This window comes from Streptomyces sp. N50 (assembly GCF_033335955.1).
GTDB lineage: Bacteria > Actinomycetota > Actinomycetes > Streptomycetales > Streptomycetaceae > Streptomyces.
Window position 1 is genome coordinate 1,742,691 of record NZ_CP137549.1, and the last position, 23,552, is coordinate 1,766,242.

The following is a 23,552-nucleotide window of genomic DNA, read 5'->3' on the forward strand; positions in this document are numbered from 1 at the left end:
GGCCTCATCCCTTCCGGCCGGAGCGGCCGACGTGTACCGACAGCGCGGGCGGGCGGGCGAGTCCGAGCCCGGTGATCGCGTCGCCGAGGACGGCGTCCAAGTCGGCCCGTACATCGTCGAGTTCACGGAAATGCGACACCGCGCGGACGTCGGCTTTCGTGCGGCTGGTGCGCACGCGGACCGACTGCACGCCCGAGACCTCCATGGCCCGGTCGCGCAGCACCATCGCGGCGGCGGCGCGCTGCAGGCCGGCCCGGACGTCGGCGTGGGTGCGGCGCATCGGCAGCACCTGGCGCAGACCGGGTGTCACCGCGAGCACGATCAGCCAGAGGCCGAGGGCGGCGGCGATGCCGGCGCCGACGAGCACCCAGGTGTCGTCCAGGGGCCGTTCGGCGAGCTGCCGGGCCAGTTCCCGGCGCCAGTGCGCGGCGGGCCGCTCCGCGCGCACGGCGGTGACGTCGTAGAGCAGGGCGCCGGCGCCGACGAGCAGCAGGACGGCGACGACGGCCGCGGGGACGCGGCGCGCCGACCAGAAGCGGCCGCCCTTGCCGTCGCCGTCGTGGACGACGGGAACGGGGTCGTAGTCGGACGCGGCGGTGTATCCGCCGGGTCCGGGGTCGGTCTCCTTCTCGATGACCGGTAGTCGTTGGGTCGTGCCGTCGGAGCCTTGGGGCTCGCTCATCGCGTCCTCCCCTGTGCCGCGCCATGTGCCGGATGGAGCCGTTCCACTTGGACGGCGACCTCGGGCACCTCCATGCCCACCAACGCGCGTACCCGCTGAACCACCTGTCGACGCACCTGAAAACAGCGCGCTCCGATGTCGCACGGATAGTCGAGTTCGAGGTGCACGCGCACGCGTACCGTGTCGTGGTGTACGACCACGGTGGCATGCGGCGACGCGGCGTCCGGGTGCAGTGGTCCGAGCGCCTCGCGCGCGGCCTGTGCGGCGATCTTCGCCACGACCCGGTCGGCGATACGGGTGGCGCCCCGTTCACCGGGCGCGATGACGGCCAGGGGTCCGCCGCGCTCGTCGACCGCGCCGTCCCGGCCGCTCACGCGGGTCATCGCCGCCGGTCGTCACGCGAGCGGAAGAAGTCGCCGAGTTCCAGGTCCCCCTCCAGGAACCGGCCGACGACGAACCCGATGGCGCCCAGGGCCGCCACCAGCAGGAAGGCCCCGAACCCGCCGAAGTATCCGGCGAAGCCCAGTGCCATTCCGGCGATCATGCCGACCACGGCCCTGCTCATCCTGCGCTCCTCAGCTCGTTCGTCGGCCCGCTCGTTGACTCGTCCGTCGGCTCGCTCACTGGAGCCTGGGCTCCGGTTCGTCGTCCTCTTCGTCCGGCAGCTTCACGTCGCTGACCGCGATGTTGACCTCGACGACCTCGAGGCCGGTCATCCGCTCCACGGCCGTGATGACGTTCTCCCGTACGGCCCGGGCGACATCCGCGATCGACACTCCGTAGTCGACGACGATCTCCAGGTCGAGCGCGGTCTGCACCTCGCCGACCTCGGCCTTCACACCCCGGGACACCGACTTCGTGCCGCCGGGCACCCGGTCGCGCACGGCCCCGAAGGTGCGGGACAGCCCACTGCCCATGGCGTGCACGCCCAGGACGTCCCGGGCGGCCAGCCCGGCGATCTTCTCCACCACGCCGTCGGCGATGGTGGTCCGCCCCCGGGACGCGGGGTCGCCGCCGCCGCGTTTGGTGGGGGGTTTGCGGGTCTGTACGGACTCCCGCTCACCGTCGGGGTCCTGTGTCCGGTTCCGCTCCGTCATGTCGGTCATCGCCGTACATCCCTTTCGGTCGTCGTCCTTCGACCACGGTAGTTGCGGTTGCTCGGTCCCGCGCTGGACATGCGGCAGGCTGGAGGAATGACGGCGGACGCGTGGACGCGAGCGGTACGGCATCAACTGCGGCTCGGCAGGCTGCTGCCTCTGGGTGATCGGCGGGACTGCTCATGGATCGCCGAGCGGGCGGCCGAGGCCGTACTCCGGGGCGCGGCGGAGCAGGTGCGGGGCGTGCGGCTGGGCGTGCTGCGGATCGCCCTCGCCGATCCGGCCGACGCGCACGAGCCCGCCGTACCGCCTCCGCCGGGTGCGCTGCCGCCCGGGCCGCTGCGGGTCACGGCCGACTTCGCCGCCGTGGCGACCGAACCCCTGCCGGAGGCGGCGTCCCGGTTGCGTACGGCACTGGCGACGGCCGCGGCGGAGCGGCTCGGTCTGGTGGTGGACGAGGTTGATCTACAGGTGACGGTCCTGCTGGACCATATGGACGACATTGACGACATTGATGTCATTGACGATGTCGGCCGTGTGGACGGTGCGGATCACGATCCCGCTGCCGACATTGACCATGTTGATGACATTGATCGTGTGGACGATGTTGACCGTGTTGACGGCGGCGACAGCGCATCCCTGGTCGCCGCGACCGCGCTCGCCGTCCCGGGAGTGGCCCGGCTGACCGGTGCGCTGGGCGGGCTCGGCCGGGCGGTGCACATCGAGGAGGTCGCCGGCGAAGGGGCGCTGCCGCGTCTCCACGCGCGCGTGGAACTCGCGGTACGCGCGGACCGCCGGGCCCTGGATGTGGCCCGGGAGGTCCGCGCGGGGGTCGGCGAGGCGCTGCCCGGTCACCCGACCGTGGCCGTACTGGTCACCAAGGTGGACTGACGGCAGGGCGGGCCGGCGGCCTTATTCGCCGACGCCGGCCAGGTCCCGCAGGCGTCGCGCCTGGGCGGCACGCTCGGCGGCGCGCTGATCGTCGTAGGCGCGACCCTGGACGCCCTGGAGCAGCGCCTTGGTCTCGATGACGGCGTCGCGCGGGGCGGCCAGCAGTGCGCTCGCCAGGTCGCGTACGGCGTCCTCGACCTGGTCTGCGGGTACGGCGATGTTCGCGAGGCCGGTGCTGACGGCTTCCTCGGCCAGGACGGAGCGCCCGGTCGCGCAGATCTCCAGCGCGCGGGCGTACCCGACGAGGCCCACCAGGGGATGTGTGCCGGTCAGGTCGGGCACCAGTCCGAGGCTGGTCTCGCGCATGGCGAACTGCACATCGTCGGCGACGACGCGCAGGTCACAGGCGAGGGCGAGCTGGAATCCGGCCCCGATGGCATGCCCCTGGACGGCGGCGATGGACACGATGTCGCTGCGTCGCCACCAGGTGAAGCCCGCCTGGTACTCGGCGATGGTCCCGTCCAGCACGGCGTCACTGCTGCGCGCGAGGTCGATGAACGACGGTTCGCCGTCGAAGCCCTCGGGCGTGAACGCCTGCCGGTCGAGTCCGGCCGAGAAGGACTTGCCCTCGGCGCGCAGCACCACGACACGGACGGAGCCCGGCAACGACCGTCCGGCCTCCGCCAACGCCCGCCAGAGAGCAGGACTTTGAGCGTTGCGTTTGGCCGGGTTGGTCAGCGTCACCGTGGCGATCGCGTCGTCGACGGTGAGCCGTACGCCGTCCTTGTCGAGTACGGGACCGAGGTCCTTGTCGTCCTGTTCGGGCGAAGCCATGGGGCGCCTCCGATGTGTGCGGTCAGCAGAGCAGAGCTAAGTGACTGCACAGTAACCACCCGGTCGGTCAGTCGTCCGACCGGGTGGCCACCATCGAAGCCGATGAGCCACCCGGGGTCAGGCCGAAGCCTTCTTGCCCCGCGTCGCCCCGCCACGCCCACGAAGCGTGACGCCCGACTCACTGAGCATCCGGTGGACGAAGCCATACGAGCGGCCGGTCTCCTCGGCCAGCGCTCGGATGCTCGCACCGGAGTCGTACTTCTTCTTCAGGTCTGCCGCGAGCTTGTCGCGCGCGGCGCCGGTTACCCGGCTGCCCTTCTTCAGAGTCTCGGCCACCCGTGCCTCCTCATGGGAAGTGCGCTCTTGGTCTCCTCATGATCACCCCTCCAAGCGTTCATGGCCACCCATTCGGCAAGGTCCGTAAGACAAGGTTTTGACGACAGGAGCGCGTCCCCACAAGTGGAATGTGGAATTCCTGAGGGGTGTGTCCGTACGGCCGAACGAGTTGTTCCGTGAAGTACCTGGTCAGAGACGCAGGACGGCCGAGCCCTTGTCGATAAAGGGCTCGGCCGGGAAATCGGTGTACGACACACCTCGGTACGAGGAGATCTCACACAGATGGTGGATCACCGGTAGGCCGAATGATCCATACGCCGTGGATCAAGCATTCGATCACACGGCGCTGACCGTCATGGGACTGACTGTCAGGCGAGCGCGACGAGATCCGCGTAGTCCGCGCCCCACAGGTCCTCGACGCCGTCCGGCAGCAGGATGATGCGCTCCGGCTGAAGCGCTTCCACGGCGCCCTCGTCGTGGGTGACGAGAACGACGGCACCCTTGTAGGTGCGCAGTGCGCCGAGGATCTCCTCGCGGCTGGCGGGGTCCAGGTTGTTCGTCGGCTCATCCAGGAGGAGGACGTTCGCGGACGACACCACGAGGGTGGCGAGCGCGAGCCGGGTCTTCTCGCCGCCGGAGAGAACACCGGCGGGCTTGTCGACGTCGTCCCCGGAGAACAGGAACGAGCCGAGCGTCTTGCGGACCTCGACCAGGTCCAGGTCGGGGGCGGCGGAGCGCATGTTCTCCAGGACCGTGCGCTCCGGGTCGAGGGTCTCGTGCTCCTGCGCGTAGTAGCCGAGCTTCAGGCCGTGGCCCTCGATGACCTCACCCGTGTCCGGTTTCTCGGCACCGCCGAGGAGCTTCAGGAGGGTCGTCTTGCCGGCGCCGTTCAACCCGAGGATGACGACACGTGAACCCTTGTCGATGGCCAGGTCGACGTCGGTGAAGATCTCCAGGGAGCCGTACGACTTCGACAGGCCCTCCGCCATGAGCGGGGTCTTGCCGCAGGGCGAGGGCTCCGGGAAGCGCAGCTTGGCGACCTTGTCGGAGACACGGACCGCGTCGAGCCCGGCGAGCAGGCGGTCGGCGCGCTTGGCCATATTCTGCGCGGCGACCGTCTTGGTGGCCTTGGCGCGCATCTTGTCAGCCTGCGAGTGCAGGGCGGCGGCCTTCTTCTCGGCGTTCTGCCGCTCGCGCTTGCGGCGCTTCTCGTCGGCCTCGCGCTGCTGCTGGTAGAGCTTCCAGCCCATGTTGTAGTAGTCGATCTGGGAGCGGTTGGCGTCCAGATAGAACACCTTGTTGACGACCGTCTCGACGAGGTCGGTGTCGTGGGAGATCACGATGAAGCCGCCGCGGTACGTCTTCAGGTAGTCGCGCAGCCAGACGATCGAGTCGGCGTCGAGGTGGTTCGTCGGCTCGTCCAGGAGCAGCGTGTCCGCGTCGGAGAACAGGATGCGGGCCAGCTCGATACGGCGGCGCTGACCGCCGGAGAGCGTATGGAGCGGCTGGCCGAGCACGCGGTCCGGGAGGTTCAGCGCGGCGGCGATGGTGGCGGCCTCGGCCTCGGCGGAGTAGCCGCCCTTGGTGAGGAACTCCGTCTCCTGGCGCTCGTACTGCCGCATGGCCTTGTCGCGGGTGGCGCCGCTGCCGTTGGCGATGCGCTGTTCGTTCTCGCGCATCTTTCGGATCAGGGTGTCCAGGCCGCGCGCGGAGAGGATGCGGTCGCTGGCGAGCACGTCCAGGTCGCCGGTGCGGGGGTCCTGCGGGAGGTAGCCGACCTCGCCGGAGCGGGTGACGGTGCCGCCGGCGGGCTGGCCCTCGCCGGCCAGGACCTTGGTCAGGGTGGTCTTGCCGGCGCCGTTGCGCCCGACCAGACCGATGCGGTCGCCCTTGGCGACACGGAAGGTGGCGGACTCGATGAGGACGCGGGCACCGGCGCGCAGCTCGATACCGGAGGCGGAGATCACGGTCAGACTCCAGAGCGGGGTCGTAGGCGGAAGGGGCGGCTGAGGACGTTCCCGCCGTCTAATGCGCGAGGAGAATGGCCATGGGCCAAGTCTAACGGGGCCGTGCAAGCGCTTTTCCTGTGCGCGGCGGGTCATCGCCCCGGGGCGCGCGGCGCGAGGTGATCCGGTACCGGTCGTCCACGGCGATGAGCTGCGTGGTCCGGTGCGGTGCCGGGAGATGAGCGGCGCTGGACGCGTGACGTACGGCACGCGTGCGTGCAGGGTCGGTAAGACGGCCGGCGCCTTCGCGATCCCCTTCAGCACGGCACGCACGCGTGCCGCGCCGGCTCGGTGGGCCGGGCTGGGAGCCGTCCCCCGTTCGGCCCCTCGTTCGGCGCCGCAGCGGGAACGGCGGGCGAGGATGACGCCATGCAGTTCGACGACGACGCGAATCTGGACACCTCCGAAGTGCAGGACGTGCGCGGCAGCCGGATTCCCGGTGGCCGGGCGACCGTGGGCGGTGGCCTCGCGGGGCTGATCGCGCTGCTGCTCGGGCTCTTCTTCGGTGTCGGTCCCGACAACCTGGGTCTGTCGTCGGGCAGCGACTCACCGGCGGCGACCGCGTCCTCGCTGGCCCAGGTGCAGTCGACCTGCCGGACCGGGCAGGACGCGAACACCAAGGAGGACTGCCGCATCGTCGCGGTGGTCAACAGCGTGCAGGACTTCTGGACGCAGGAGTTCCAGCGGCGCAGCGGTACGTACACGCGGTCGCCGACGGTCTTCTTCAGCGGGCAGGTCGCCACCGCGTGCGGGACGGCGACCTCGGCGGTGGGGCCGTTCTACTGTCCGGGCGACCGGAAGGTCTATCTGGACCTGGGGTTCTTCGACGAGCTGCGGACGAAGTTCGGCTCCAGCGGCGGGCCGTTCGCGCAGGCGTACGTCGTGGCGCACGAGTACGGGCACCACGTGCAGGACCTGATGGGCACGCTCGGCAGGTCCCAGGACGGGCGGACCGGCGCGAACAGCAACGCGGTGAAGGTCGAGCTGCAGGCCGACTGCTACGCCGGGGTCTGGGCGCACCACGCGACCACCACGAAGGACGAGTCGACCGGGCGGCCGTTGATCACCAGCCTCACGGACGCCGACATCCGGGACGGGATGGACGCGGCGGCCGCCGTGGGCGACGACCGGATCCAGGAGCGGTTCCAGGGCCGGGTGACGCCGGAGAGCTGGACGCACGGGTCGGCGGCGCAGCGGCAGCAGTGGTTCTACACGGGCTACCGGACCGGGGACATGGCGCGGTGCAACACCTTCCGCTGACGGTGGCCGGCGGCCGCTGTGCCCGGTTCGGGGGGCGTTGTCAGTGGCGGGTGCAAGACTCGTCGAAAGCACTCAGACCATCGAAAAACACCCGATGGACGGCGAAGACCCGATACACAAGGAAGTGATCGGCATGGCAGGCAAGGACAGCGGGCGTCCGACCATCTACCCGTCCCTGCTGTACGCGGACGCGAAGGCGGCGATCCGGCAGCTCACGGAGGCCTTCGGCTTCACCGAGCTGGCGGTGTACGAGGGCGAGGACGGCTCGGTCATGCACGCGGAGCTGGTGCAGGGCAACGGCGCGGTGATGCTCGGCTCGAAGGGCCGCGGCGGCCGTTTCGACGAGGCGATGAAGAGCGCGGGTCCCACCGGTGTGTACATCGTCGTGGACGACGTCGACGCCCATCACCGGCGGGCCGTGGAGCACGGCGCTGAGATCCTGATGCCCCCGACGGACCAGGAGTACGGATCGCGGGACTACATGGCCCGGGACGCCGAGGGCAACATCTGGAGCTTCGGTACGTACGCTCCGGAGCTGCCGGAGATACCGAAGACAGGGACCTGACCGCGCCTAGCTTCCCCCCGTGTGCACCTGGAAGGCCGCCCGGCGTACGGCCTTGGCGAGCGCCGGGTCCGGGTGGGCGGCGGCGAGCGCGACGAGGACCTGCACGGTGCGGGGATGGCCCACGGCGCGCACCTCGTCGAGGAGCATCGGGACGGTCGGCTGGATCGCGGACTCCAGGTGCCGCACCAGCAGCGGGGCCTCCCCGTGGTCGGCGACGGCGGCGGCGCTGTCGACCCACAACCAGGTGGCCTCTTCGCGGGTGAGCACCTCGTGGGCGTCCTCCGGATCGATCCCGTCGTGCTCCGCGAGCCACAGCAGGGCGTACGGCCGCAGGGTCGCCTCGTCGGCGACGGCGCGGACGTCGGGCTCGGCCGGGGCGCCCACGACGCGCAGCGCCTCGAAGGCGAGGCCGCGCAGCAGGGCGTCCTCACCGCGGGCGGCGTCGATCAGCTGGCCGACGGCGGTGCCCACGGTGCGGGCGGCGAGCCAGGCGCGGTACTCGGCGCGGGCGGCGTTCGGGCGGAGCTGGGAGCAGCCGCGGAGCATGTCCTCGGCGGACTGCTCGATGTTCCCGGCGGGGCTCTGCGCGGCCACGCAGATCTGCTCCAGCTTGACCCAGACCGCCCAGCTGCCGAGCGGGGTGAGGGTGGCCTGGGCATCGCCGTAGGTGAGGGCGCCGACGGAGGCGAGGGCGTGCAGGGCCCAGTCGAGGAGGGGGTCGAGGGGAGTGTCGGGGGTGTCGGCGGCCGGGGGCTGCTGGACGGGTTCGGGCTGGGGGCCGTAGGGGATCTCGCAGCGCTCGGTGCGCAGTTCGGTGACCCGTTGGCCGAGGAGGTCGAGGAGCTGTTCGACGGGGACGGGTCCGGCGGACAGCTGGAGGAAGGAGAGCACCTGGGGCATGGCCGAGACGACCTCGGCGACGGCTGAGGGCTCGTGTTCCCGGGGTTCCGGGTGGGCGAGCGACCAGGCGTCGAAGAGGGCGACCCAGCCGCGCAGGACGGCGCTGTCGTCGCGGTCCCAGGCGCGCAGCCGCCAGCCGGGGCGGGCCTCGTCGCCGTGCACCTCGACGAGGCCGGCGAGACGGGCGGTGTCCCAGTCGGCGCGGACCTGAGCCGGGGTCAGGCCCAGATCCTCGGCCGCGAGTTCGGCGGTCGCGTCGGAGAGGGTGCCCTTGCCGTCGGGGCTCGCGCTGTCACGGCCGGGGCGTAGTGCGGCGTCGGCCCAGTGGGCGACGCGGGCGGCTCCGGCCAGGCCGGAGCGAGCCATTCTGGCCAGTTCCGCGGGGGCCGGTGTGCCCTCCGGAGGGCGGGGTGCGGGGCGGCGCGAGCGCCGCTGGTTCATCGCTCGGGGGCGGCGGCCAGGGGTCGCGGGCGGACGAGTCGAAGCCTGGAGTCGCGCGGGATACGGGACGTCACGGGTGCAGTCTTCCGGTTGACGGTCCGAAAACCCAAACGGAATGTCACGGCGGGCGACGGGGAGGGCCAAGGCACGGGGTCCCGCGGGCAGCTGGGGACCGGGATCAGGCCAGTGGTACAGGGCTAAACGGAAGGTCGGCGGGGTGTGGCGGGGGTGGGAGGCCGGGGTGGTGAAGAGGGGCGTCCGGTACGGGCCGGTGGATCACATCGGCGGTGAGCGAATGGCATCAGCGGGGTGCGGACCACACCAGCGGCATGCGGGATCACAGCGGGGGGCGGACCACACCAGCGGCATGCGGGACCACATCAGCGGGATGCGGGATCACATCAGCGGTGTCAGGAAGCGGCGCAGGATCTCCTCGTAGCCGGCCGGGTCGGCGTTCCACATCGCGCTGTGCGGGGCGTGGGCGACCGGCTGGAGGGTGATCAGGTCGGGACGGTGGGCGGCGAAGCGGCGGGAGAGGGTCCAAGGGGCCACCGTGTCGTCCGGGCCGTGGAAGATCAGGGTCGGGACCCGGAGCCGGGCCGGGTCGGCGGCCTCGGCGATGCGGTCGCCGTGCAGACCGGTGCGGCCCTGGGCGGCACGGACCGCCAGCGGCAGCAGCGCGCCCGGGGTGTGCCGGGCGGTGGCGAGGGCGCGCAGCGTCGTCTCCCAGTCCAGCACCGGGGAGTCCAGCACCAGGCCGGAGACGCGGTCGCGCATCGCGGAGTGGGCGGCGGCGCGCAGCGCCATGGTGGCGCCGGTGGACCAGCCGTACAGGACGACGTGCTCGGCGCCGTACCGCACGGCGTAGCGGATCGCCGCGTCCAGGTCGCGCCACTCGGTCTCGCCGAGGTGGTTCAGGCCGTCGGGGTTCCGGGGCGCGCCCAGGTCGCCGCGGTAGGCGAGGGCGAGCACCGGGAAGCTGTTGCGGTGCAGGAACTCCATGACGTTCAGGGGGAGTTCGCGGGTCGCGGCCAGTCCGTGCACCGCGATCACCCAGGTGCTGCGCGCTCCGGGCACGAACCACGCGGGAAGGGAGCCGAGTTCGCCGGGGATGTCGATGTCGGCGTGGTCCAGGCCGAGGGCGGCGCTCGGGTTGCCGACGTGGACGTTCGGGGTGAGCCACACCTTGTCGCCGGGGCGGAGGGTGCCGTGGGTGACACGTTCGAGGCGGCGTACGACGGCGTCGGCGGAGGGGGACGCGGTCTCGACGACGGGCCCGACGACCGCGTGGGAGCCGTCACCGGCGAGGCCGTAGGTGCCGGGGCGCAGGGAGGCGAGGTCGCGGGTGAGCGCGATCTGCCCGGCGGCGGTGGAGTGCACCGTGAGCCGGGGTTCGGTCGGCAGGGGACGCCCGGGCGGCGCCTTCAGCGCGGCGTCACTGGCGAACCGGCCGACGGCGACGCCGGCCGCACCGGCCGCGAGGGCCACGGAGACGGCCGCGGCCGTCGCTTTGACTGTGCGCACGGGTCCAGTGTCCCGGGGGAGGCGGGTACCGGCCAGCCGGAGGGGCGGGGGGTTCTGCGCGGGAGGTATCCAGGGCGGGATGTTTCGGTGGTGGTCGGGAGTGGGGCGGTGCCGGTGGGGTGGGCGCCGTGGGGGGGAGGAGGTGTGCGGGGGGGGCCGGGATGCCTCGGTGATGGCGGTGGAGACGGAGCGGTGGCGCGCAGCACGAGGACGACGCGAGGCGGGCCGCCGGCTCGACGCCGTGCAGGTGATGCGGGTGGTGCGAGGCAGTTCGGCGCCGCCGGAAGGGTCTTCGCCGGAGACACACCCCGGCAGGACCCGTAGGGAGCGAGTCGGCGACAGCGCCCGCCCGACCCTCGCCGCGCTCACCTCGCCATCCGATCCGCTCACCCCGTCACTTTCACCCCAGCCAACCCCGCCCCCTCTCCGCCACCCGCACCCCACACAGCCGACCTCACCCTCTCGCTTCCGCCGTCCCCACCCGCGCCCTCACCCTCGCCACGCTCTCCTCTCCCCCTCACTTCCACCGCCCTCACCCCACCGCACCCTCACCCCTCACCCCGCCGCGCGCCCCCCTGCCCATACCCCCGCAACCGCTCCCCCGCCTCAGCCACCTGCTCCCCCGTCAGCAACGTCGGCGACAACCCCGGCACCGACGACGCCGTGAGCCACAGCCGGCACATCCACTCCAGCTGGGCCGTGCGGTCGAAGGCCTGGTCCAGGGAGGTGCCGTAGGCGATCGTGCCGTGGTTCTGGAGGAGGCAGGCGGAGCGGTCCGTGAGGGCGTGGAGCATGTTCTCGGCCAACTCCTCCGTGCCGTAGGTCGCATACGGGGCAACCCGGACCGGGCCGCCGAGGGCGCCGGACATGTAGTGGACGGAGGGGAGTTCGGGGACGAGGGTCGAGACGGCCGTCGCGTGGACGGCGTGGGTGTGGACGACGGCGTGGGCGTCGGTGCTGCGGTAGACGGCGAGATGCATGGGGAGTTCGCTCGTCGGGAGCAGGGTGCCGAGCACTTGTCGGCCGTCCAGGTCGACGCCGACCGTATCCGCGGGGGCGAGGCGGTCGTAGGGGACGCCCGACGGTGTGACCAGGACGGTGTCGCCGACGCGCACCGAGACGTTCCCGGAGGTGCCGACGACCAGGCCGTCGGAGACCGTCCGGCGCGCTGTCGCGACGAGTGCGCCCCAGGCGTGCGCCTCCTCGGCGCGCACACTTCTCCTCCGCGCCTCCCCCGCAGCTCCCGCACTCTCCCGGGCGCCCCGCCCGTCCCCCTGGTCCCGCCGTTGCTCAGCCATGCCGCGATCCTGTCAGCCGGTGCCCCAACGCACGTTCGGGCGAAGGCACTTTAGGCCGGAAGCCGCGCATCCGAAAGATGACATATGGGTGCCAACCACCCACTCCGGTCGCTTGGCCGGAGACCGACCGGCATTGACGGATCTTCCAATAACCTCTGGGAGATTTGTCGTGCACGCAGCCATTCCCGGGGGAAACATGGCCCGTGATCGCAAACCGTCCCTGACCCGCACCCACCCCCGACTCCGGTCCCGCGCCCGCCTCGCCGCAGCCGTCCTCGCCGCACTCACCGCCGGCGCAACCGCCCTCGCGCTCACCGAGACCCCGGCCACCGCCGCCGGCACCGCCGCGAGCCCGCCGAAGGGCCACGACGTCTCCTCGCACCAGAAGAACGTCGACTGGCCGAGCGCGAAGGCGAAGGGCGCCACCTTCGTCTACGTCAAGGCGACCGAGTCGACCACCTACCGCAACCCGTACTTCGACCAGCAGTACGACGGCGCCCGCAAGGCCGGCATCATCCGCGGCGCGTACCACTTCGCGCTGCCGGACAGATCGTCGGGCGCGAGCCAGGCCGCGTACTTCGTGGCGCACGGCGGCGACTGGAAGGCCGACGGCTGGACGCTGCCGCCGGCCCTGGACATCGAGACCAACCCGTACGACAGGAAGCACCCCTGCTACGGCCTGAGCAAGACCGGGACGGTCAACTGGATCAAGGCCTTCAGCGCCGAGGTGAACCGGGAGACCGGCCGCCGCCCGGTGATCTACACGACCACCCTGTGGTGGAAGACCTGCACGGGCGACAACAGCTCCCTGGCCTCGGCACACGCCCTGTGGATCGCCCGCCACGGGTCGGCGGACGCGGGCTCGCTGCCCGCCGGATGGTCGTACTGGACCTTCTGGCAGTACGCCAACAGCGGGAGCCTGCCGGGTGACCAGAATCTCTTCAACGGGACGGTGAGCCAACTGAGGAAGTTCGCCCGGGGTTACTGAGCGGTTCCCTGGGCAATCCGGCCACCACAGGGACCCCCTCAGTTCATCTTCCGTTCATTCAGGTTTCCTACGGTCAACGCGCCAATGACCTCGAACGATTGCCTGGGTAAATGGAAAGCTTCTCGCTGATCCTCGCGATTGTGGTGATCACCGCACTCGCGTTCGATTTCACGAACGGTTTCCACGACACCGCCAACGCGATGGCCACCACCATCTCGACCGGTGCGCTCAAGCCCAAGGTCGCGGTGGCCATGTCGGCCACCCTCAACCTGGTGGGCGCTTTTCTCTCCGTGGAGGTCGCCAACACGATCTCCAAGGGGCTCGTCGACGAGAGCGGCATCCGTCCCGAGGTCATCTTCGCCGCCCTGGTCGGCGCGATCCTCTGGAACCTGGTGACCTGGCTCGTCGGCCTGCCGTCCAGTTCCTCGCACGCCCTGATGGGCGGTCTGATCGGCGCCACCATCGCCTCGGCCGGCACCGGCGCGGTCCACGGCGACGTCCTGGTCACCAAGGTGCTGCTCCCGGCGATCGCCGCCCCGATCGTCGCGGGCGTCGCGGCGATGCTCGCCACGAGGTTCTCGTACGCACTGAGCCGGAACTCCGAAGGAAAGGCCGCCGACAAGGGCTTCCGCGTCGGCCAGATCGCCTCCGCCGGCCTGGTCTCGCTGGCCCACGGCACGAACGACGCGCAGAAGACGATGGGCATCATCACCCTGGCCCTGATCGCCGGCGGCTCCATCGCCCCCGACTCGGACCCGCCCACCTGGGTCATCCTCTCCGCGGGCCTCGCCATCGCGATGGGCACGTACATCGGCGGCTGGCGCATCATCCGCACGATGGGCAAGGGCCTGACCGACCTCCAACCGCAGCAGGGCTTCGCCGCCCAGACCAGCGCCGCCGCGGTCATCCTGGCCTCCTCGCACATCGGCTTCTCCCTCTCCACCACGCACGCCGTCTCCGGTTCGGTGATGGGTGCGGGCCTCGGCCGCAAGGGCGGTGTCGTCCGCTGGTCGACCGCCACCCGGATGTTCGTCGCCTGGGGTCTGACGCTGCCGGCCGCCGCGCTGGTCGGCGCGCTCGCCGAGTCCGTGACCGACCTCGGCGACTGGGGCACCGCGCTGGTGGCCGTCTTCCTGGTCGCCTCCAGCGCCGGCATCTGGCTGCTCTCCCGCCGCCAGGTCGTCGACGCCTCGAACGTCAACGAGATCGACGAACCGGCCGGCGTGGTCACCACCGCGATCGCCGCCGTCACCCCGCCGCCCCCGTCGGTCGCCCTCTCCGAGGGCCTGACGGCGACGATCCCCTCGCCGCCCGTGAACCCGCCCACCCTCGCGAAGTCCGACCCGGCGACACCGCCGGCTGCCGCCGTCTGAGCCCCGCGCCCCGGACACGAAGGAACGAATCAGCATGCACATCGACTGGGCAGCCCTCGGCTCCGTCTTCGGCGTCAGCCTCGTGGCCACCGTCTCCCTCGTGGCGGTCTTCACCCTCGGCATCGTCGGCCTCTCCCGCCGCGAACGCGCCACCGCCCAGGGCGACTCCGCGCCCCTCGCCCTGACCGGCGCGTACGCCTGCTTCGCGGCCTGCGCGGCGGCGGTGGCGTACGGGATCTATCTGATCGTGGCCTGACCGGCCGCGAGTTGAACGGAACGTGGGGTGCGGGACGGATCGCCGTCCCGCACCCCACGTCCGCGTGACCCCATCGACCACCCGCGTGTGGGCATCAGCACACTCCGTCCCCGCAGGTCAACAGCAAGTTGACGGCCCTTCCAACAGCATGGTGGACTGCCGGAGCCATATACGGCGGCAGGAGAGGAAGCCGGTGCGAATCCGGCGCGGTCCCGCCACTGTCACCGGGGTAGACACCCCCGGGAGCCAGGAACTCTCACCGCCGGTCTCGTCGAACCAGGGCGTGGACACCCTGAGTGAGGACATACCGCCATGCTCGGCTGCCGTTCGAGGTCCCGCACCATCCCCGTGTCCGACCCAGTGATCGGCTGACCCGATGCGTGCCGATCGCGTCTTCGCGTACGGCGCCGCCGCCGGCCTCCTCGGCGACCACCTCGTCGGCGATCCCCGCCGCGGGCACCCGGTCGCCGCCTTCGGCCGTGCCGCCGGTGCCGTGGAACAGATGCTGTGGCGCGACCACCGAGGCTGGGGCGCCCTGCACACCGCCGTGTGCGTCGGTGGCACCATCGCCCTCGCCGCCGCGGCCACTTCGGCCCTACGACCGTCTCGTACGGCCTCTGCCGCCCTCACCGCCGCCGCCACCTGGGCCGTCGTCGGCGGGACCTCCCTCGCGCGCGAGGCCGGGGTCATCGGGCGCGCACTGGAGGCCGGGGACATCGATGCCGCACGGACTCGGCTCCCCCACCTCTGCGGACGGGACCCGCAGGCCCTCGACGCCGACGGGATCGCCCGGGCCGTCGTCGAGTCCGTCGCCGAGAACACGTCCGACGCGGTCGTCGGCGCCCTGGTCTGGGGCGGCATCGCGGGCGTCCCGGGCCTGCTCGGCTTCCGGGCCGTGAACACGCTCGACGCGATGGTCGGCCACAAGTCGGCCAAGTACCGCCGCTACGGCTGGGCCTCGGCCCGCCTCGACGACGTCGCCGGCTGGCCGGGCGCCCGCCTCACCGCCGCCCTCGCGACCGTAGCGGGCGGCGACCCGCGCGGAGCGGTACGCGCCTGGCGCACCGACGCCCGCAAACACCCGAGCCCCAACGCCGGCCCCGTGGAGGCCTCCTTCGCGGGCGCCCTCGGCGTACGCCTCGGCGGCACGCTCTCCTACGGCGGCCGGGTCGAGCACCGGCCCGTGCTCAACGGCGACGGACGCCCCGTCGCCGTACCGGACATCGCGCGTGCCGTACGGCTGTCCCGGCGCGTCGGTCTGCTCGCGCTCGGGGTCAGTGTCGCCGGGCGCCTGCTGGTGAAGGGGCGGAAGTCATGAGCGGCGGCGGGCTGTTGGTGGCCGGGACCACCTCGGACGCCGGCAAGAGTGTCGTCACCGCCGGGATCTGCCGGTGGCTGGTGCGGCAGGGCGTGAAGGTCGCGCCGTTCAAGGCGCAGAACATGTCCCTGAATTCATTCGTCACCCGCGAAGGTGCCGAGATCGGGCGGGCGCAGGCCATGCAGGCGCAGGCATGCCGGATCGAGCCGACCGCGCTGATGAACCCCGTACTCCTCAAGCCCGGCAGCGACCGCACCAGCCAAGTGGTCCTCATGGGCAGGCCAGTTGGCGAGATGAGTGCGCGCGGCTATCACGGCGGGCGCCAAGAGGCGCTGCTCGGCACGGTGTTGGACTGTCTCGCCGAGTTGCGGGGCACGTATGACGCGGTGATCTGTGAGGGGGCCGGTAGTCCCGCCGAGATCAATCTGCGGCGGACCGACATCGTGAACATGGGCATCGCGCGCAATGCGAAGCTGCCCGTCCTCGTCGTCGGCGACATCGACCGCGGGGGCGTCTTCGCCTCCTTCTTCGGGACCGTCGCACTGCTCAGCCCCGAGGACCAGGCGTTCGTCGCCGGGTTCCTCGTCAACAAGTTCCGCGGCGATGTCTCGCTGCTGGAACCGGGGTTGGAGATGCTGCTCGGCCTCACCGGGCGGCGGACGTACGGTGTGCTGCCGTTCCAGCACGGCCTCGGGATCGACGAGGAGGACGGGCTGCGGATCTCACTGCGCGGCACCGTGCGCGAGTCGAACACCGCGCCGCCGGTCGGCGAGGACGTGCTGCGGGTCGCCGTCTGCGCGATCCCGCTCATGTCCAACTTCACCGACGTGGACGCGCTGGCCGCCGAACCGGGCGTCGTGGTGCGGTTCGTGGACCGGCCGGAGGAGCTGGCCGACGCGGACCTCGTCGTGATCCCGGGGACCCGGGGGACGGTGAAGGCGCTGGAGTGGCTGCGGGAGCGGGGACTTGCGGACGCCCTCGTGCGCAGGGCGGCCGAGGGGCGGCCAACTCTCGGTATCTGCGGCGGTTTTCAGATCCTCGGCGAGCACATCGACGACGAGGTCGAGAGCCGGCAAGGGTCGGTCGACGGGCTCGGAGTCCTGCCGCTGCGCGTGCGGTTCGCGCGCGAGAAGACCCTCACCCGGCCCGTCGGCGAAGCCCTCGGCGAGCCGGTCGAGGGGTACGAGATCCATCACGGGGTCGCCCAACTCACGGGCGGGGAAGCCTTCTTGGACGGCTGCCGGGTCGGTCAGACCTGGGGCACCCACTGGCACGGCTCGCTGGAGTCGGACGGGTTCCGGCGGGCGTTCCTGCGCGAGGTGGCGGCCGCCGCGGGCCGCCGGTTCGTGCCGGCGCCCGACACCTCGTTCGCCGCGCTGCGCGAGGAGCAGCTCGACCGGCTCGGCGACCTCATCGAACAGCACGCGGACACGGACGCGCTCTGGCGACTCATCGAGTCCGGCGCGCCGCAAGGACTGCCTTTCATTCCACCGGGAGCGCCCGCATGAGCACAGTGTTGTTGTTGTCGACCGCCGACACGGATCTGCTGGCGGCCCGGGCCTCCGGCGCCGGGTACCGGATCGGCAACCCGTCCCGGGTGGACGCGGCGGAGGAACTCCCCGCCCTGATCGCCGGTTCGGACATCGCCGTCGTACGACTGCTCGGCGGCAAGCGTGCCTGGGAGGACGGGCTCGCCGCGCTCAAGGCCTCGGGCATCCCGACCGTGCTGCTGGGCGGAGAGACCGTCCCCGACGCGGAGTTGATGGCCGAGTCGTCGGTACCGGCGGGTGTGGTGGCCGAGGCGCTGCAGTATCTCGTCGAGGGCGGGCCGGAGAACCTCACCGAACTGGCCCGTTTCCTCTCGGACACGGTGCTGCTCACGGGCGAGGGTTTCGAGGCACCGCAAGAGATGCCCGAGTACGGGGTGCACGGCGAACCCCAACTCGACACAGTCCGTCCGACTGTCGCCGTGCTCTTCTACCGCGCCCACGAGCTGAGCGGCAACACCGCCTTCGTGGACACCCTGTGCGAGGCGATCGAGGCGAAGGGCGCCAACGCCTTTGCCGTGTACTGCGGTTCACTGCGCAGCGCCGAATCAGGCGTGTACGAGCTCATCAACGGGGCGGACGCACTGATCACCACCGTCCTCGCGGCCGGCGGCGCGAACGCCTCGGAGGCCTCCGCGGGCGGCGAGGAGGGGGCCTGGGACGTCGAGGCGCTCAACATCCTCGGCATCCCCGTCCTGCAAGGCCTCTGCCTGACCACCTCGCAGGCGGCGTGGGAGGCCTCCGACGCAGCCCTCTCCCCCATGGACGCCGCAATGCAGGTCGCGATCCCGGAGTTCGACGGACGCCTCATCACCGTCCCGTTCTCCTTCAAGGAGCAGGGCCCGGACGACGTCCCGGTCTACGTCGCCGACCCCGAGCGGGCCGCGCGGGTCGCCGGAATCGCCGTACGGCACGCGGAGTTGAAGCACAAGCCGAACGCCGAGAAGAAGCTCGCGGTCGTGTTCACCGCCTACCCGACGAAGCACTCGCGGGTCGGCAACGCGGTCGGTCTGGACACGCCCGCATCGGCGATCCGGGTGCTTGATGCCCTGCGGGACGCCGGGTACGGGGTCGACGAACACCCGGACAACGGGGACGAGTTGATCCACCGGCTGATCAACGCCGGTGGCCACGACGTCGAATGGCTCACCGAGGAGCAACTGGCCGCAGCGCCCGCGCGCGTGCCGCTCGCCGACTACCAGGCGTGGTTCGACAAGCTCGAACCGGAGCTCAGGCAAGGCATGGTGGACGCGTGGGGCGAGCCGCCCGGCAACCTTTACGTGGACGGCGACGACATCGTGCTGGCATCCCTCCAGTTCGGAAACGTCGTGGTCATGATCCAGCCCCCGCGCGGCTTCGGCGAGAACCCGATCGCGATCTACCACGACCCCGACATGCCGCCGTCGCACCACTACATGGCCGCGTACCGCTGGCTGGACAACAGCTTCGGCGCCGACGCGATCATCCACATGGGCAAGCACGGCACCATGGAATGGCTGCCCGGCAAGGGACTTGGGCTCAGCAGCGGCTGCGCGCCCGACGCCGTACTCGGTGAACTCCCCCTGATCTACCCGTTCATCGTGAACGACCCCGGCGAGGGCACCCAGGCCAAGCGGCGCGGCCACGCCACGGTCGTCGACCACCTGGTGCCGCCGATGGCGCGTGCCGACACCTACGGCGACCTGGCGAAGCTGGAGCAACTCCTCGACGAGTACGCCCTGGTGTCCGATCTGGACCCGACGAAGGCACCGGCCGTGCGGGCGCAGATCTGGACGCTGGTGAAGGCGGCCGAGCTGCACCACGACCTGCATGTCGACGACCAGCCGGACGACGCGGCGTTCGACGAGTTCGTGATGCACATCGACGGTTATCTGTGCGAGATCAAGGACGTGCAGATCCGCGACGGGCTGCACATCCTCGGCGGCGGCCCGGTCGGCGAGGCACGCGTGAACCTCGTGCTCGCCGTGCTGCGCGCCTCGCAGGTGTGGGGCGGGCAGGCCAACGCGCTGCCGGGTCTGCGGGCCGCGTTGGCCGAGCACTTCGGCCTGGTCGAGAAGGAGTTGCTGGCCGAACCGGGTGCGCCGGTGAAGGTGCCGGTGGAGCTGACCGAGCTGGTGGACGGGCCCGCCCGTTCCGCCGCCGACGCGATCGATCTGCTGGAGCAGCTGTGCCGCCGGTTCGCGGAGGGCATGGAGTCCCAGGAGTGGGAGGTCACGGCGGTCCCCGCGCTCGTCCGTGCCGTCATCGGCACCGAACTCCCGGACGCCGTCGCGGTGTTGGAGTTCGCCTGCGACGAGGTCGTACCCCGGCTCGCCCGCACCACCGACGAGATCGACCACATCCTGCTGGCCCTGAACGGGGGTTACGTCCCGGCGGGTCCGTCGGGCTCCCCGACCCGCGGCCTGGTCAACGTCCTGCCGACCGGCCGGAACTTCTACTCGGTCGACCCCAAGGCCATTCCGTCCAGGCTGAGTTGGGAGGTCGGGCAGGCGCTGGCCGACTCGCTCGTGCAGCGCTACCTCCAGGACAACGGCGAGTTCCCCCAGTCCGTCGGCCTCACGGTCTGGGGTACGTCGGCGATGCGCACCCAGGGCGACGACATCGCCGAGATCCTCGCGCTGCTGGGCTGCCGTCCCGTCTGGGACGACGCCTCGCGCCGGGTGACCGGCTTCGAGATCGTGCCCGTCACGGAGCTGGGCCGGCCGCGCATCGACGTCACGGTGCGGATCTCCGGCTTCTTCCGGGACGCGTTCCCGCACGTCGTCGGGCTGATCGACGACGCGGTGCGGGCGGTGGCCGAGCTGGCGGAGCCGCCGGAGTCCAACTACGTCCGCAAGCACGCCGACGAGGACACCGCCGAGCACGGCGACCGGCGTCGGGCCACGGCCCGTATCTTCGGCTCCAAGCCGGGGGCGTACGGCGCGGGGCTGCTGCCGCTGATCGACGCGCGGAACTGGCGCAGCGACGCGGACCTCGCCGAGGTGTACGCCGTGTGGGGCGGTTACGCGTACGGGCGCGGGCTGGACGGGCGGGCGGCGCGCGGGGACATGGAGACCGCCTTCAAGCGAATTGCCGTAGCAGCGAAGAACGTTGACACCCGCGAGCACGATCTCGTCGACGCGGACGACTACTTCCAGTATCACGGCGGCATGGTCGCCATGGTCCGTCACCTGACCGGCACCTCCCCCGAGGCGTACGTCGGCGACTCCGCCACCCCCGACCAGGTCAAGACCCGCACCCTGGGCGAGGAGACGCACCGCGTCTTCCGCGCCCGCGTGGTCAACCCCCGCTGGATGGCGGCGATGCGGCGCCACGGCTACAAGGGCGCCTTCGAGATGGCGGCGACCGTCGACTACCTCTTCGGGTACGACGCGACGGCCGGCGTCGTCGACGACTGGATGTACGAGAAGCTCAGCGCGGAGTACGTCTTCGACCCGGAGAACCGGGACTTCATGAAGAAGTCCAACCCGTGGGCGCTGCGCGGCATCACCGAGCGACTGCTCGAAGCGGCCGAGCGCGGACTGTGGGCCGAGCCGGACGCGGACACGCTGGAACGACTGCGGGCCACCTACCTGGAGCTCGAAGGCGACCTGGAGGGCGACGACCAGTGACAACTCCCTTTCCGTTCACGGCCGTTGTCGGCCAGGACGACCTGCGGCTCGCGCTGCTGCTGAACGCCGTGTCGCCGGCGGTCGGCGGTGTGCTGGTGCGCGGCGAGAAGGGCACCGCCAAGTCGACGGCCGTACGCGCTCTCTCGGCGCTGCTGCCGGAGGTCGCCGTCGTGCCCGGGTGCCGCTTCTCCTGCGACCCCGCCTCCCCCGACCCGGCCTGCCCGGACGGGCCGCACGAGACCGGACCCGGCACCCAACGCCCGGCCCGCATGGTCGAGTTGCCGGTCGGCGCCTCCGAGGACCGGCTCGTCGGCGCGCTCGACATCGAGCGGGCGCTCGCCGAGGGCGTCAAGGCCTTCGAGCCGGGGCTGCTCGCCGACGCGCACCGGGGCATCCTCTACGTCGACGAGGTCAACCTCCTCCACGACCACCTGGTCGACCTGCTGTTGGACGCGGCGGCGATGGGCGCGTCGTACGTCGAACGCGAAGGCGTCTCCGTCCGGCACGCCGCCCGCTTCCTGCTCGTCGGCACCATGAACCCCGAAGAGGGCGAACTGCGCCCGCAGTTGCTCGACCGCTTCGGCCTGACCGTCGAGGTCGCGGCCTCGCGGGAGCCCGACCAGCGGGTCGAGGTCGTCCGGCGCAGGCTCGCCTACGACGACGATCCCGCCGGGTTCACCGTGCGCTGGGCGGACGAGGAGTCCGCCGTACGGGCCCAAATCATCGCCGCGCGCAAGCTGTTGCCGTCCGTGCGGCTGGGCGACGGGGCGTTGCGGCAGATCGCGGCGACCTGCGCCGCCTTCGAGGTCGATGGCATGCGGGCCGACATCGTGATGGCCCGTACGGCGACCGCGCTGGCCGCGTGGGCCGGGCGGACGGACGTGCTCGCCGAGGACGTACGGCAGGCCGCGCTGCTCGCGCTGCCGCACCGCAGGCGGCGAAATCCCTTCGACGCGCCGGGACTTGACGAGAACAAGCTCGACGAGACGTTGGAGGAGTTCGCGGAGCAGGAGCCGGAGCAGGGGCCCGACGACGATCCCGATCCGGACGGCGGTCCTGACGGTCCCGGGGGTGGTGGCGGGCAGCAGCCGCCCGAGTCGGACTCCGATGGACCCCAGGGCGATGACGCGGGTGCGCAGCCCGAGGCCGGCGAGGGTGGGGAACCGCAGCCTTCCGGCGCGGGATCGGGTGAGCAGCAGCCCGTACGCGCCTCCGAGCCCTTCCGGACCAAGGCGCTGAGTGTGCCGGGTATCGGCGAGGGTGCGGCCGGGCGGCGTTCGCGGGCGCGGACCGAGCACGGGCGGACCACCGGGGCCAAGCGGCCCCAAGGGGCGCTCACCAAGCTGCACTTGGCGGCGACCATCCAGGCGGCCGCTCCGCATCAGCTGGCCCGGGGACGGTCCGGGCGTGGGCTGGTCGTGCGCCGGGACGATCTGCGGCAGGCGACGCGGGAGGGGCGTGAGGGCAACCTCGTGCTGTTCGTCGTGGACGCGTCCGGGTCGATGGCGGCGCGGCAGCGGATGAGCGCGGTGAAGGGCGCTGTGCTGTCCCTGCTGCTGGACGCGTATCAACGGCGGGACAAGGTGGGGCTCGTGACCTTCCGGGGATCCGCCGCCGATGTCGCCCTGCCGCCGACCTCGTCCGTGGACGCCGCCGCCGTACGGCTGGAGTCGTTGCCGACGGGTGGGCGGACGCCGCTCGCCGCCGGGCTGCTCAAGGCGCATGACGTGCTGCGGGTGGAGCGGTTGCGGGATCCGGCGCGGCGGGCGCTGGTTGTTCTCGTGACCGATGGGCGGGCCACCGGTGGGCCCGAGCCGGTCGCGCTCGCCGGGCGGGCGGCGCGGTTGTTCGCCGCCGACGGGGTCGCCTCCGTGGTCGTGGACTGTGAGACCGGGCCCGTACGGCTGGGGCTGGCCGGGCAGTTGGCCGGTGAGCTGGAGGGTACGGCCGTGACGCTGGACGAGTTGCGGGCCGACTCGATCGCCGGGCTCGTGAAGGACGTACAGAGGAGGGCCGCGTAATGCCGCAGGGGCAGCCAAGTGTCGTACCGGATGACGGATTGACGACCCGTCAGCGGCGGAATCGGCCACTTGTCGTTGTGCATACGGGAGTTGGCAAGGGCAAGTCGACCGCTGCTTTCGGGCTCGCCCTGCGTGCCTGGAATCAGGGGTGGCCGATCGGGGTGTTCCAGTTCGTCAAGTCGGCGAAGTGGAAGGTCGGGGAGGAGAACGCGCTTCGGGTGCTGGGGGCTTCCGGCGAGGGCGGGTCCGTCGACTGGCACAAGATGGGCGAGGGGTGGTCGTGGGTTCAGCGCGACTCCCAGATGGACAACGAGGAGAAGGCACGGGAGGGGTGGGAGCAGGTCAAGCGGGATCTCGCCGCCGAGACCTACAAGCTCTACGTGCTGGACGAGTTCGCCTACCCGATGCACTGGGGGTGGGTCGATGTCGATGAGGTCGTCTCCGTGCTGCGGGACCGGCCGGGCACGCAGCACGTCGTGATCACCGGGCGGAACGCGCCCGAGAAACTCGTCGAGTACGCCGACCTCGTCACCGACATGTCCAAGGTCAAGCACCCCATGGACGCCGGGCAGAAGGGTCAGCGGGGTATCGAGTGGTGACGCTG

General features: G+C 71.5%; 21 protein-coding genes and 1 riboswitch. Of the genes, 11 read left to right on the top strand and 10 right to left on the bottom strand.

Annotated features, from left to right (window positions below; all coding sequences use genetic code 11):
* Positions 1 to 4: 4 nt before the first annotated feature.
* Genes R2B38_RS07435 through R2B38_RS07450 form a run of 4 tightly spaced genes read right to left on the bottom strand, consistent with a single transcriptional unit; the run spans position 5 to position 1,788 of the window.
* Entirely contained in the window at positions 5 to 682 is a 678-nt protein-coding gene (locus R2B38_RS07435) for a DUF6286 domain-containing protein (RefSeq protein WP_033286383.1), read from the bottom strand.
* Entirely contained in the window at positions 679 to 1,065 is a 387-nt protein-coding gene (locus R2B38_RS07440) for an Asp23/Gls24 family envelope stress response protein (protein WP_318015498.1), read from the bottom strand. Before R2B38_RS07440 ends, R2B38_RS07435 begins: the two co-directional genes overlap by 4 nt.
* The gene (locus tag R2B38_RS07445) at positions 1,062 to 1,247 is read right to left on the bottom strand and encodes a hypothetical protein (RefSeq protein ID WP_019060657.1); all 186 of its coding nucleotides are present in this window, start codon (positions 1,245 to 1,247) and stop codon (positions 1,062 to 1,064) included. Before R2B38_RS07445 ends, R2B38_RS07440 begins: the two co-directional genes overlap by 4 nt.
* Before the next feature lie 55 nt (positions 1,248 to 1,302).
* A complete protein-coding gene (locus R2B38_RS07450) occupies positions 1,303 to 1,788 on the bottom strand; it encodes an Asp23/Gls24 family envelope stress response protein (RefSeq protein WP_318015499.1) in 486 nt (161 codons plus the stop codon).
* An 87-nt stretch (positions 1,789 to 1,875) separates the two neighbouring features.
* Here R2B38_RS07450 and R2B38_RS07455 point away from each other — a divergent pair, with 87 nt between their 5' ends.
* Positions 1,876 to 2,670: a nucleopolyhedrovirus P10 family protein gene (locus R2B38_RS07455; RefSeq protein WP_318015500.1), complete on the top strand. Its 795-nt coding sequence runs from the start codon at positions 1,876 to 1,878 to the stop codon at positions 2,668 to 2,670.
* A gap of 21 nt (positions 2,671 to 2,691) precedes the next feature.
* Here R2B38_RS07455 and R2B38_RS07460 read toward each other — a convergent pair whose 3' ends face one another.
* The 3 genes from R2B38_RS07460 to R2B38_RS07470 form a co-directional block, all read right to left on the bottom strand.
* Positions 2,692 to 3,504 (bottom strand): enoyl-CoA hydratase/isomerase family protein, encoded by an 813-nt coding sequence (locus R2B38_RS07460; protein ID WP_318015501.1) that lies wholly within the window; start codon positions 3,502 to 3,504, stop codon positions 2,692 to 2,694.
* A gap of 117 nt (positions 3,505 to 3,621) precedes the next feature.
* Complete coding sequence (locus R2B38_RS07465) at positions 3,622 to 3,840, bottom strand: helix-turn-helix domain-containing protein (RefSeq protein ID WP_019060653.1); 219 nt, start codon at positions 3,838 to 3,840, stop codon at positions 3,622 to 3,624.
* A 368-nt stretch (positions 3,841 to 4,208) separates the two neighbouring features.
* Positions 4,209 to 5,807 (bottom strand): ABC-F family ATP-binding cassette domain-containing protein, encoded by a 1,599-nt coding sequence (locus R2B38_RS07470; protein ID WP_266767336.1) that lies wholly within the window; start codon positions 5,805 to 5,807, stop codon positions 4,209 to 4,211.
* Between the two features lie 408 nt (positions 5,808 to 6,215).
* On the opposite strand from R2B38_RS07470, the gene R2B38_RS07475 reads away from it, so the two are divergent.
* Together R2B38_RS07475 and R2B38_RS07480 are read left to right on the top strand one after the other, a co-directional pair.
* Entirely contained in the window at positions 6,216 to 7,106 is an 891-nt protein-coding gene (locus R2B38_RS07475; protein ID WP_318015502.1) for a neutral zinc metallopeptidase, read from the top strand.
* Between the two features lie 133 nt (positions 7,107 to 7,239).
* The gene (locus R2B38_RS07480) at positions 7,240 to 7,671 is read left to right on the top strand and encodes a VOC family protein (RefSeq protein ID WP_318015503.1); all 432 of its coding nucleotides are present in this window, start codon (positions 7,240 to 7,242) and stop codon (positions 7,669 to 7,671) included.
* Positions 7,672 to 7,677: 6 nt separating this feature from the next.
* Here the strand turns inward: R2B38_RS07480 and R2B38_RS07485 are convergent, their stop codons facing one another.
* The 3 genes from R2B38_RS07485 to R2B38_RS07495 all read right to left on the bottom strand — a co-directional run bounded on the left by R2B38_RS07485 (position 7,678) and on the right by R2B38_RS07495 (position 11,834).
* Positions 7,678 to 9,012 carry a hypothetical protein gene (locus R2B38_RS07485; RefSeq protein WP_318015504.1) on the bottom strand — a complete coding sequence of 445 codons (1,335 nt, stop codon included), beginning with the start codon at positions 9,010 to 9,012 and terminating at the stop codon, positions 7,678 to 7,680.
* 396 nt (positions 9,013 to 9,408) lie between these two features.
* On the bottom strand, positions 9,409 to 10,536 hold the full coding sequence (locus tag R2B38_RS07490) for an alpha/beta hydrolase family protein (protein ID WP_318015505.1): 1,128 nt from the start codon (positions 10,534 to 10,536) through the stop codon (positions 9,409 to 9,411).
* 548 nt (positions 10,537 to 11,084) lie between these two features.
* Positions 11,085 to 11,834, bottom strand: a complete 750-nt coding sequence (locus tag R2B38_RS07495; RefSeq protein WP_318015506.1) for a class II aldolase/adducin family protein — start codon at positions 11,832 to 11,834, stop codon at positions 11,085 to 11,087.
* 196 nt (positions 11,835 to 12,030) lie between these two features.
* On the opposite strand from R2B38_RS07495, the gene R2B38_RS07500 reads away from it, so the two are divergent.
* From R2B38_RS07500 to cobO, 8 genes are all read left to right on the top strand, one after another.
* Positions 12,031 to 12,822 (top strand): lysozyme, encoded by a 792-nt coding sequence (locus R2B38_RS07500; RefSeq protein ID WP_318015507.1) that lies wholly within the window; start codon positions 12,031 to 12,033, stop codon positions 12,820 to 12,822.
* A gap of 110 nt (positions 12,823 to 12,932) precedes the next feature.
* The gene (locus R2B38_RS07505) at positions 12,933 to 14,195 is read left to right on the top strand and encodes an inorganic phosphate transporter (RefSeq protein WP_318015508.1); all 1,263 of its coding nucleotides are present in this window, start codon (positions 12,933 to 12,935) and stop codon (positions 14,193 to 14,195) included.
* A gap of 34 nt (positions 14,196 to 14,229) precedes the next feature.
* The gene (locus R2B38_RS07510; protein ID WP_033287090.1) at positions 14,230 to 14,451 is read left to right on the top strand and encodes a hypothetical protein; all 222 of its coding nucleotides are present in this window, start codon (positions 14,230 to 14,232) and stop codon (positions 14,449 to 14,451) included.
* A 134-nt stretch (positions 14,452 to 14,585) separates the two neighbouring features.
* A riboswitch (cobalamin riboswitch) is annotated at positions 14,586 to 14,728 on the top strand.
* Positions 14,729 to 14,827: 99 nt separating this feature from the next.
* Complete coding sequence (locus R2B38_RS07515) at positions 14,828 to 15,769, top strand: cobalamin biosynthesis protein (RefSeq protein WP_318015509.1); 942 nt, start codon at positions 14,828 to 14,830, stop codon at positions 15,767 to 15,769.
* Positions 15,766 to 17,277 carry a cobyric acid synthase gene (locus tag R2B38_RS07520; protein WP_318015510.1) on the top strand — a complete coding sequence of 504 codons (1,512 nt, stop codon included), beginning with the start codon at positions 15,766 to 15,768 and terminating at the stop codon, positions 17,275 to 17,277. Before R2B38_RS07515 ends, R2B38_RS07520 begins: the two co-directional genes overlap by 4 nt.
* Positions 17,274 to 20,927 carry a cobaltochelatase subunit CobN gene (cobN, locus tag R2B38_RS07525; RefSeq protein WP_318015511.1) on the top strand — a complete coding sequence of 1,218 codons (3,654 nt, stop codon included), beginning with the start codon at positions 17,274 to 17,276 and terminating at the stop codon, positions 20,925 to 20,927. The genes R2B38_RS07520 and cobN overlap by 4 nt, the downstream gene beginning before the upstream one ends.
* Positions 20,924 to 22,948, top strand: coding sequence for a putative cobaltochelatase (locus R2B38_RS07530; RefSeq protein WP_318015512.1), 2,025 nt, complete (start codon positions 20,924 to 20,926; stop codon positions 22,946 to 22,948). Before cobN ends, R2B38_RS07530 begins: the two co-directional genes overlap by 4 nt.
* A complete protein-coding gene (gene cobO, locus R2B38_RS07535) occupies positions 22,948 to 23,547 on the top strand; it encodes a cob(I)yrinic acid a,c-diamide adenosyltransferase (protein WP_033287085.1) in 600 nt (199 codons plus the stop codon). Before R2B38_RS07530 ends, cobO begins: the two co-directional genes overlap by 1 nt.
* The last annotated feature ends 5 nt before the right edge of the window (positions 23,548 to 23,552 follow it).

Coding starts and splice junctions, on each gene's coding strand:
- R2B38_RS07435 (WP_033286383.1), bottom strand. CDS start 682: ATGAGCGAGCCCCAAGGCTCCGACGGCACGACCCAACGACTACCGGTC.
- R2B38_RS07440 (WP_318015498.1), bottom strand. CDS start 1,065: ATGACCCGCGTGAGCGGCCGGGACGGCGCGGTCGACGAGCGCGGCGGA.
- R2B38_RS07445 (WP_019060657.1), bottom strand. CDS start 1,247: ATGAGCAGGGCCGTGGTCGGCATGATCGCCGGAATGGCACTGGGCTTC.
- R2B38_RS07450 (WP_318015499.1), bottom strand. CDS start 1,788: ATGACCGACATGACGGAGCGGAACCGGACACAGGACCCCGACGGTGAG.
- R2B38_RS07455 (WP_318015500.1), top strand. CDS start 1,876: ATGACGGCGGACGCGTGGACGCGAGCGGTACGGCATCAACTGCGGCTC.
- R2B38_RS07460 (WP_318015501.1), bottom strand. CDS start 3,504: ATGGCTTCGCCCGAACAGGACGACAAGGACCTCGGTCCCGTACTCGAC.
- R2B38_RS07475 (WP_318015502.1), top strand. CDS start 6,216: ATGCAGTTCGACGACGACGCGAATCTGGACACCTCCGAAGTGCAGGAC.
- R2B38_RS07480 (WP_318015503.1), top strand. CDS start 7,240: ATGGCAGGCAAGGACAGCGGGCGTCCGACCATCTACCCGTCCCTGCTG.
- R2B38_RS07485 (WP_318015504.1), bottom strand. CDS start 9,012: ATGAACCAGCGGCGCTCGCGCCGCCCCGCACCCCGCCCTCCGGAGGGC.
- R2B38_RS07495 (WP_318015506.1), bottom strand. CDS start 11,834: ATGGCTGAGCAACGGCGGGACCAGGGGGACGGGCGGGGCGCCCGGGAG.
- R2B38_RS07500 (WP_318015507.1), top strand. CDS start 12,031: ATGGCCCGTGATCGCAAACCGTCCCTGACCCGCACCCACCCCCGACTC.
- R2B38_RS07505 (WP_318015508.1), top strand. CDS start 12,933: ATGGAAAGCTTCTCGCTGATCCTCGCGATTGTGGTGATCACCGCACTC.
- R2B38_RS07510 (WP_033287090.1), top strand. CDS start 14,230: ATGCACATCGACTGGGCAGCCCTCGGCTCCGTCTTCGGCGTCAGCCTC.
- R2B38_RS07515 (WP_318015509.1), top strand. CDS start 14,828: ATGCGTGCCGATCGCGTCTTCGCGTACGGCGCCGCCGCCGGCCTCCTC.
- R2B38_RS07520 (WP_318015510.1), top strand. CDS start 15,766: ATGAGCGGCGGCGGGCTGTTGGTGGCCGGGACCACCTCGGACGCCGGC.
- cobN (WP_318015511.1), top strand. CDS start 17,274: ATGAGCACAGTGTTGTTGTTGTCGACCGCCGACACGGATCTGCTGGCG.
- cobO (WP_033287085.1), top strand. CDS start 22,948: ATGCCGCAGGGGCAGCCAAGTGTCGTACCGGATGACGGATTGACGACC.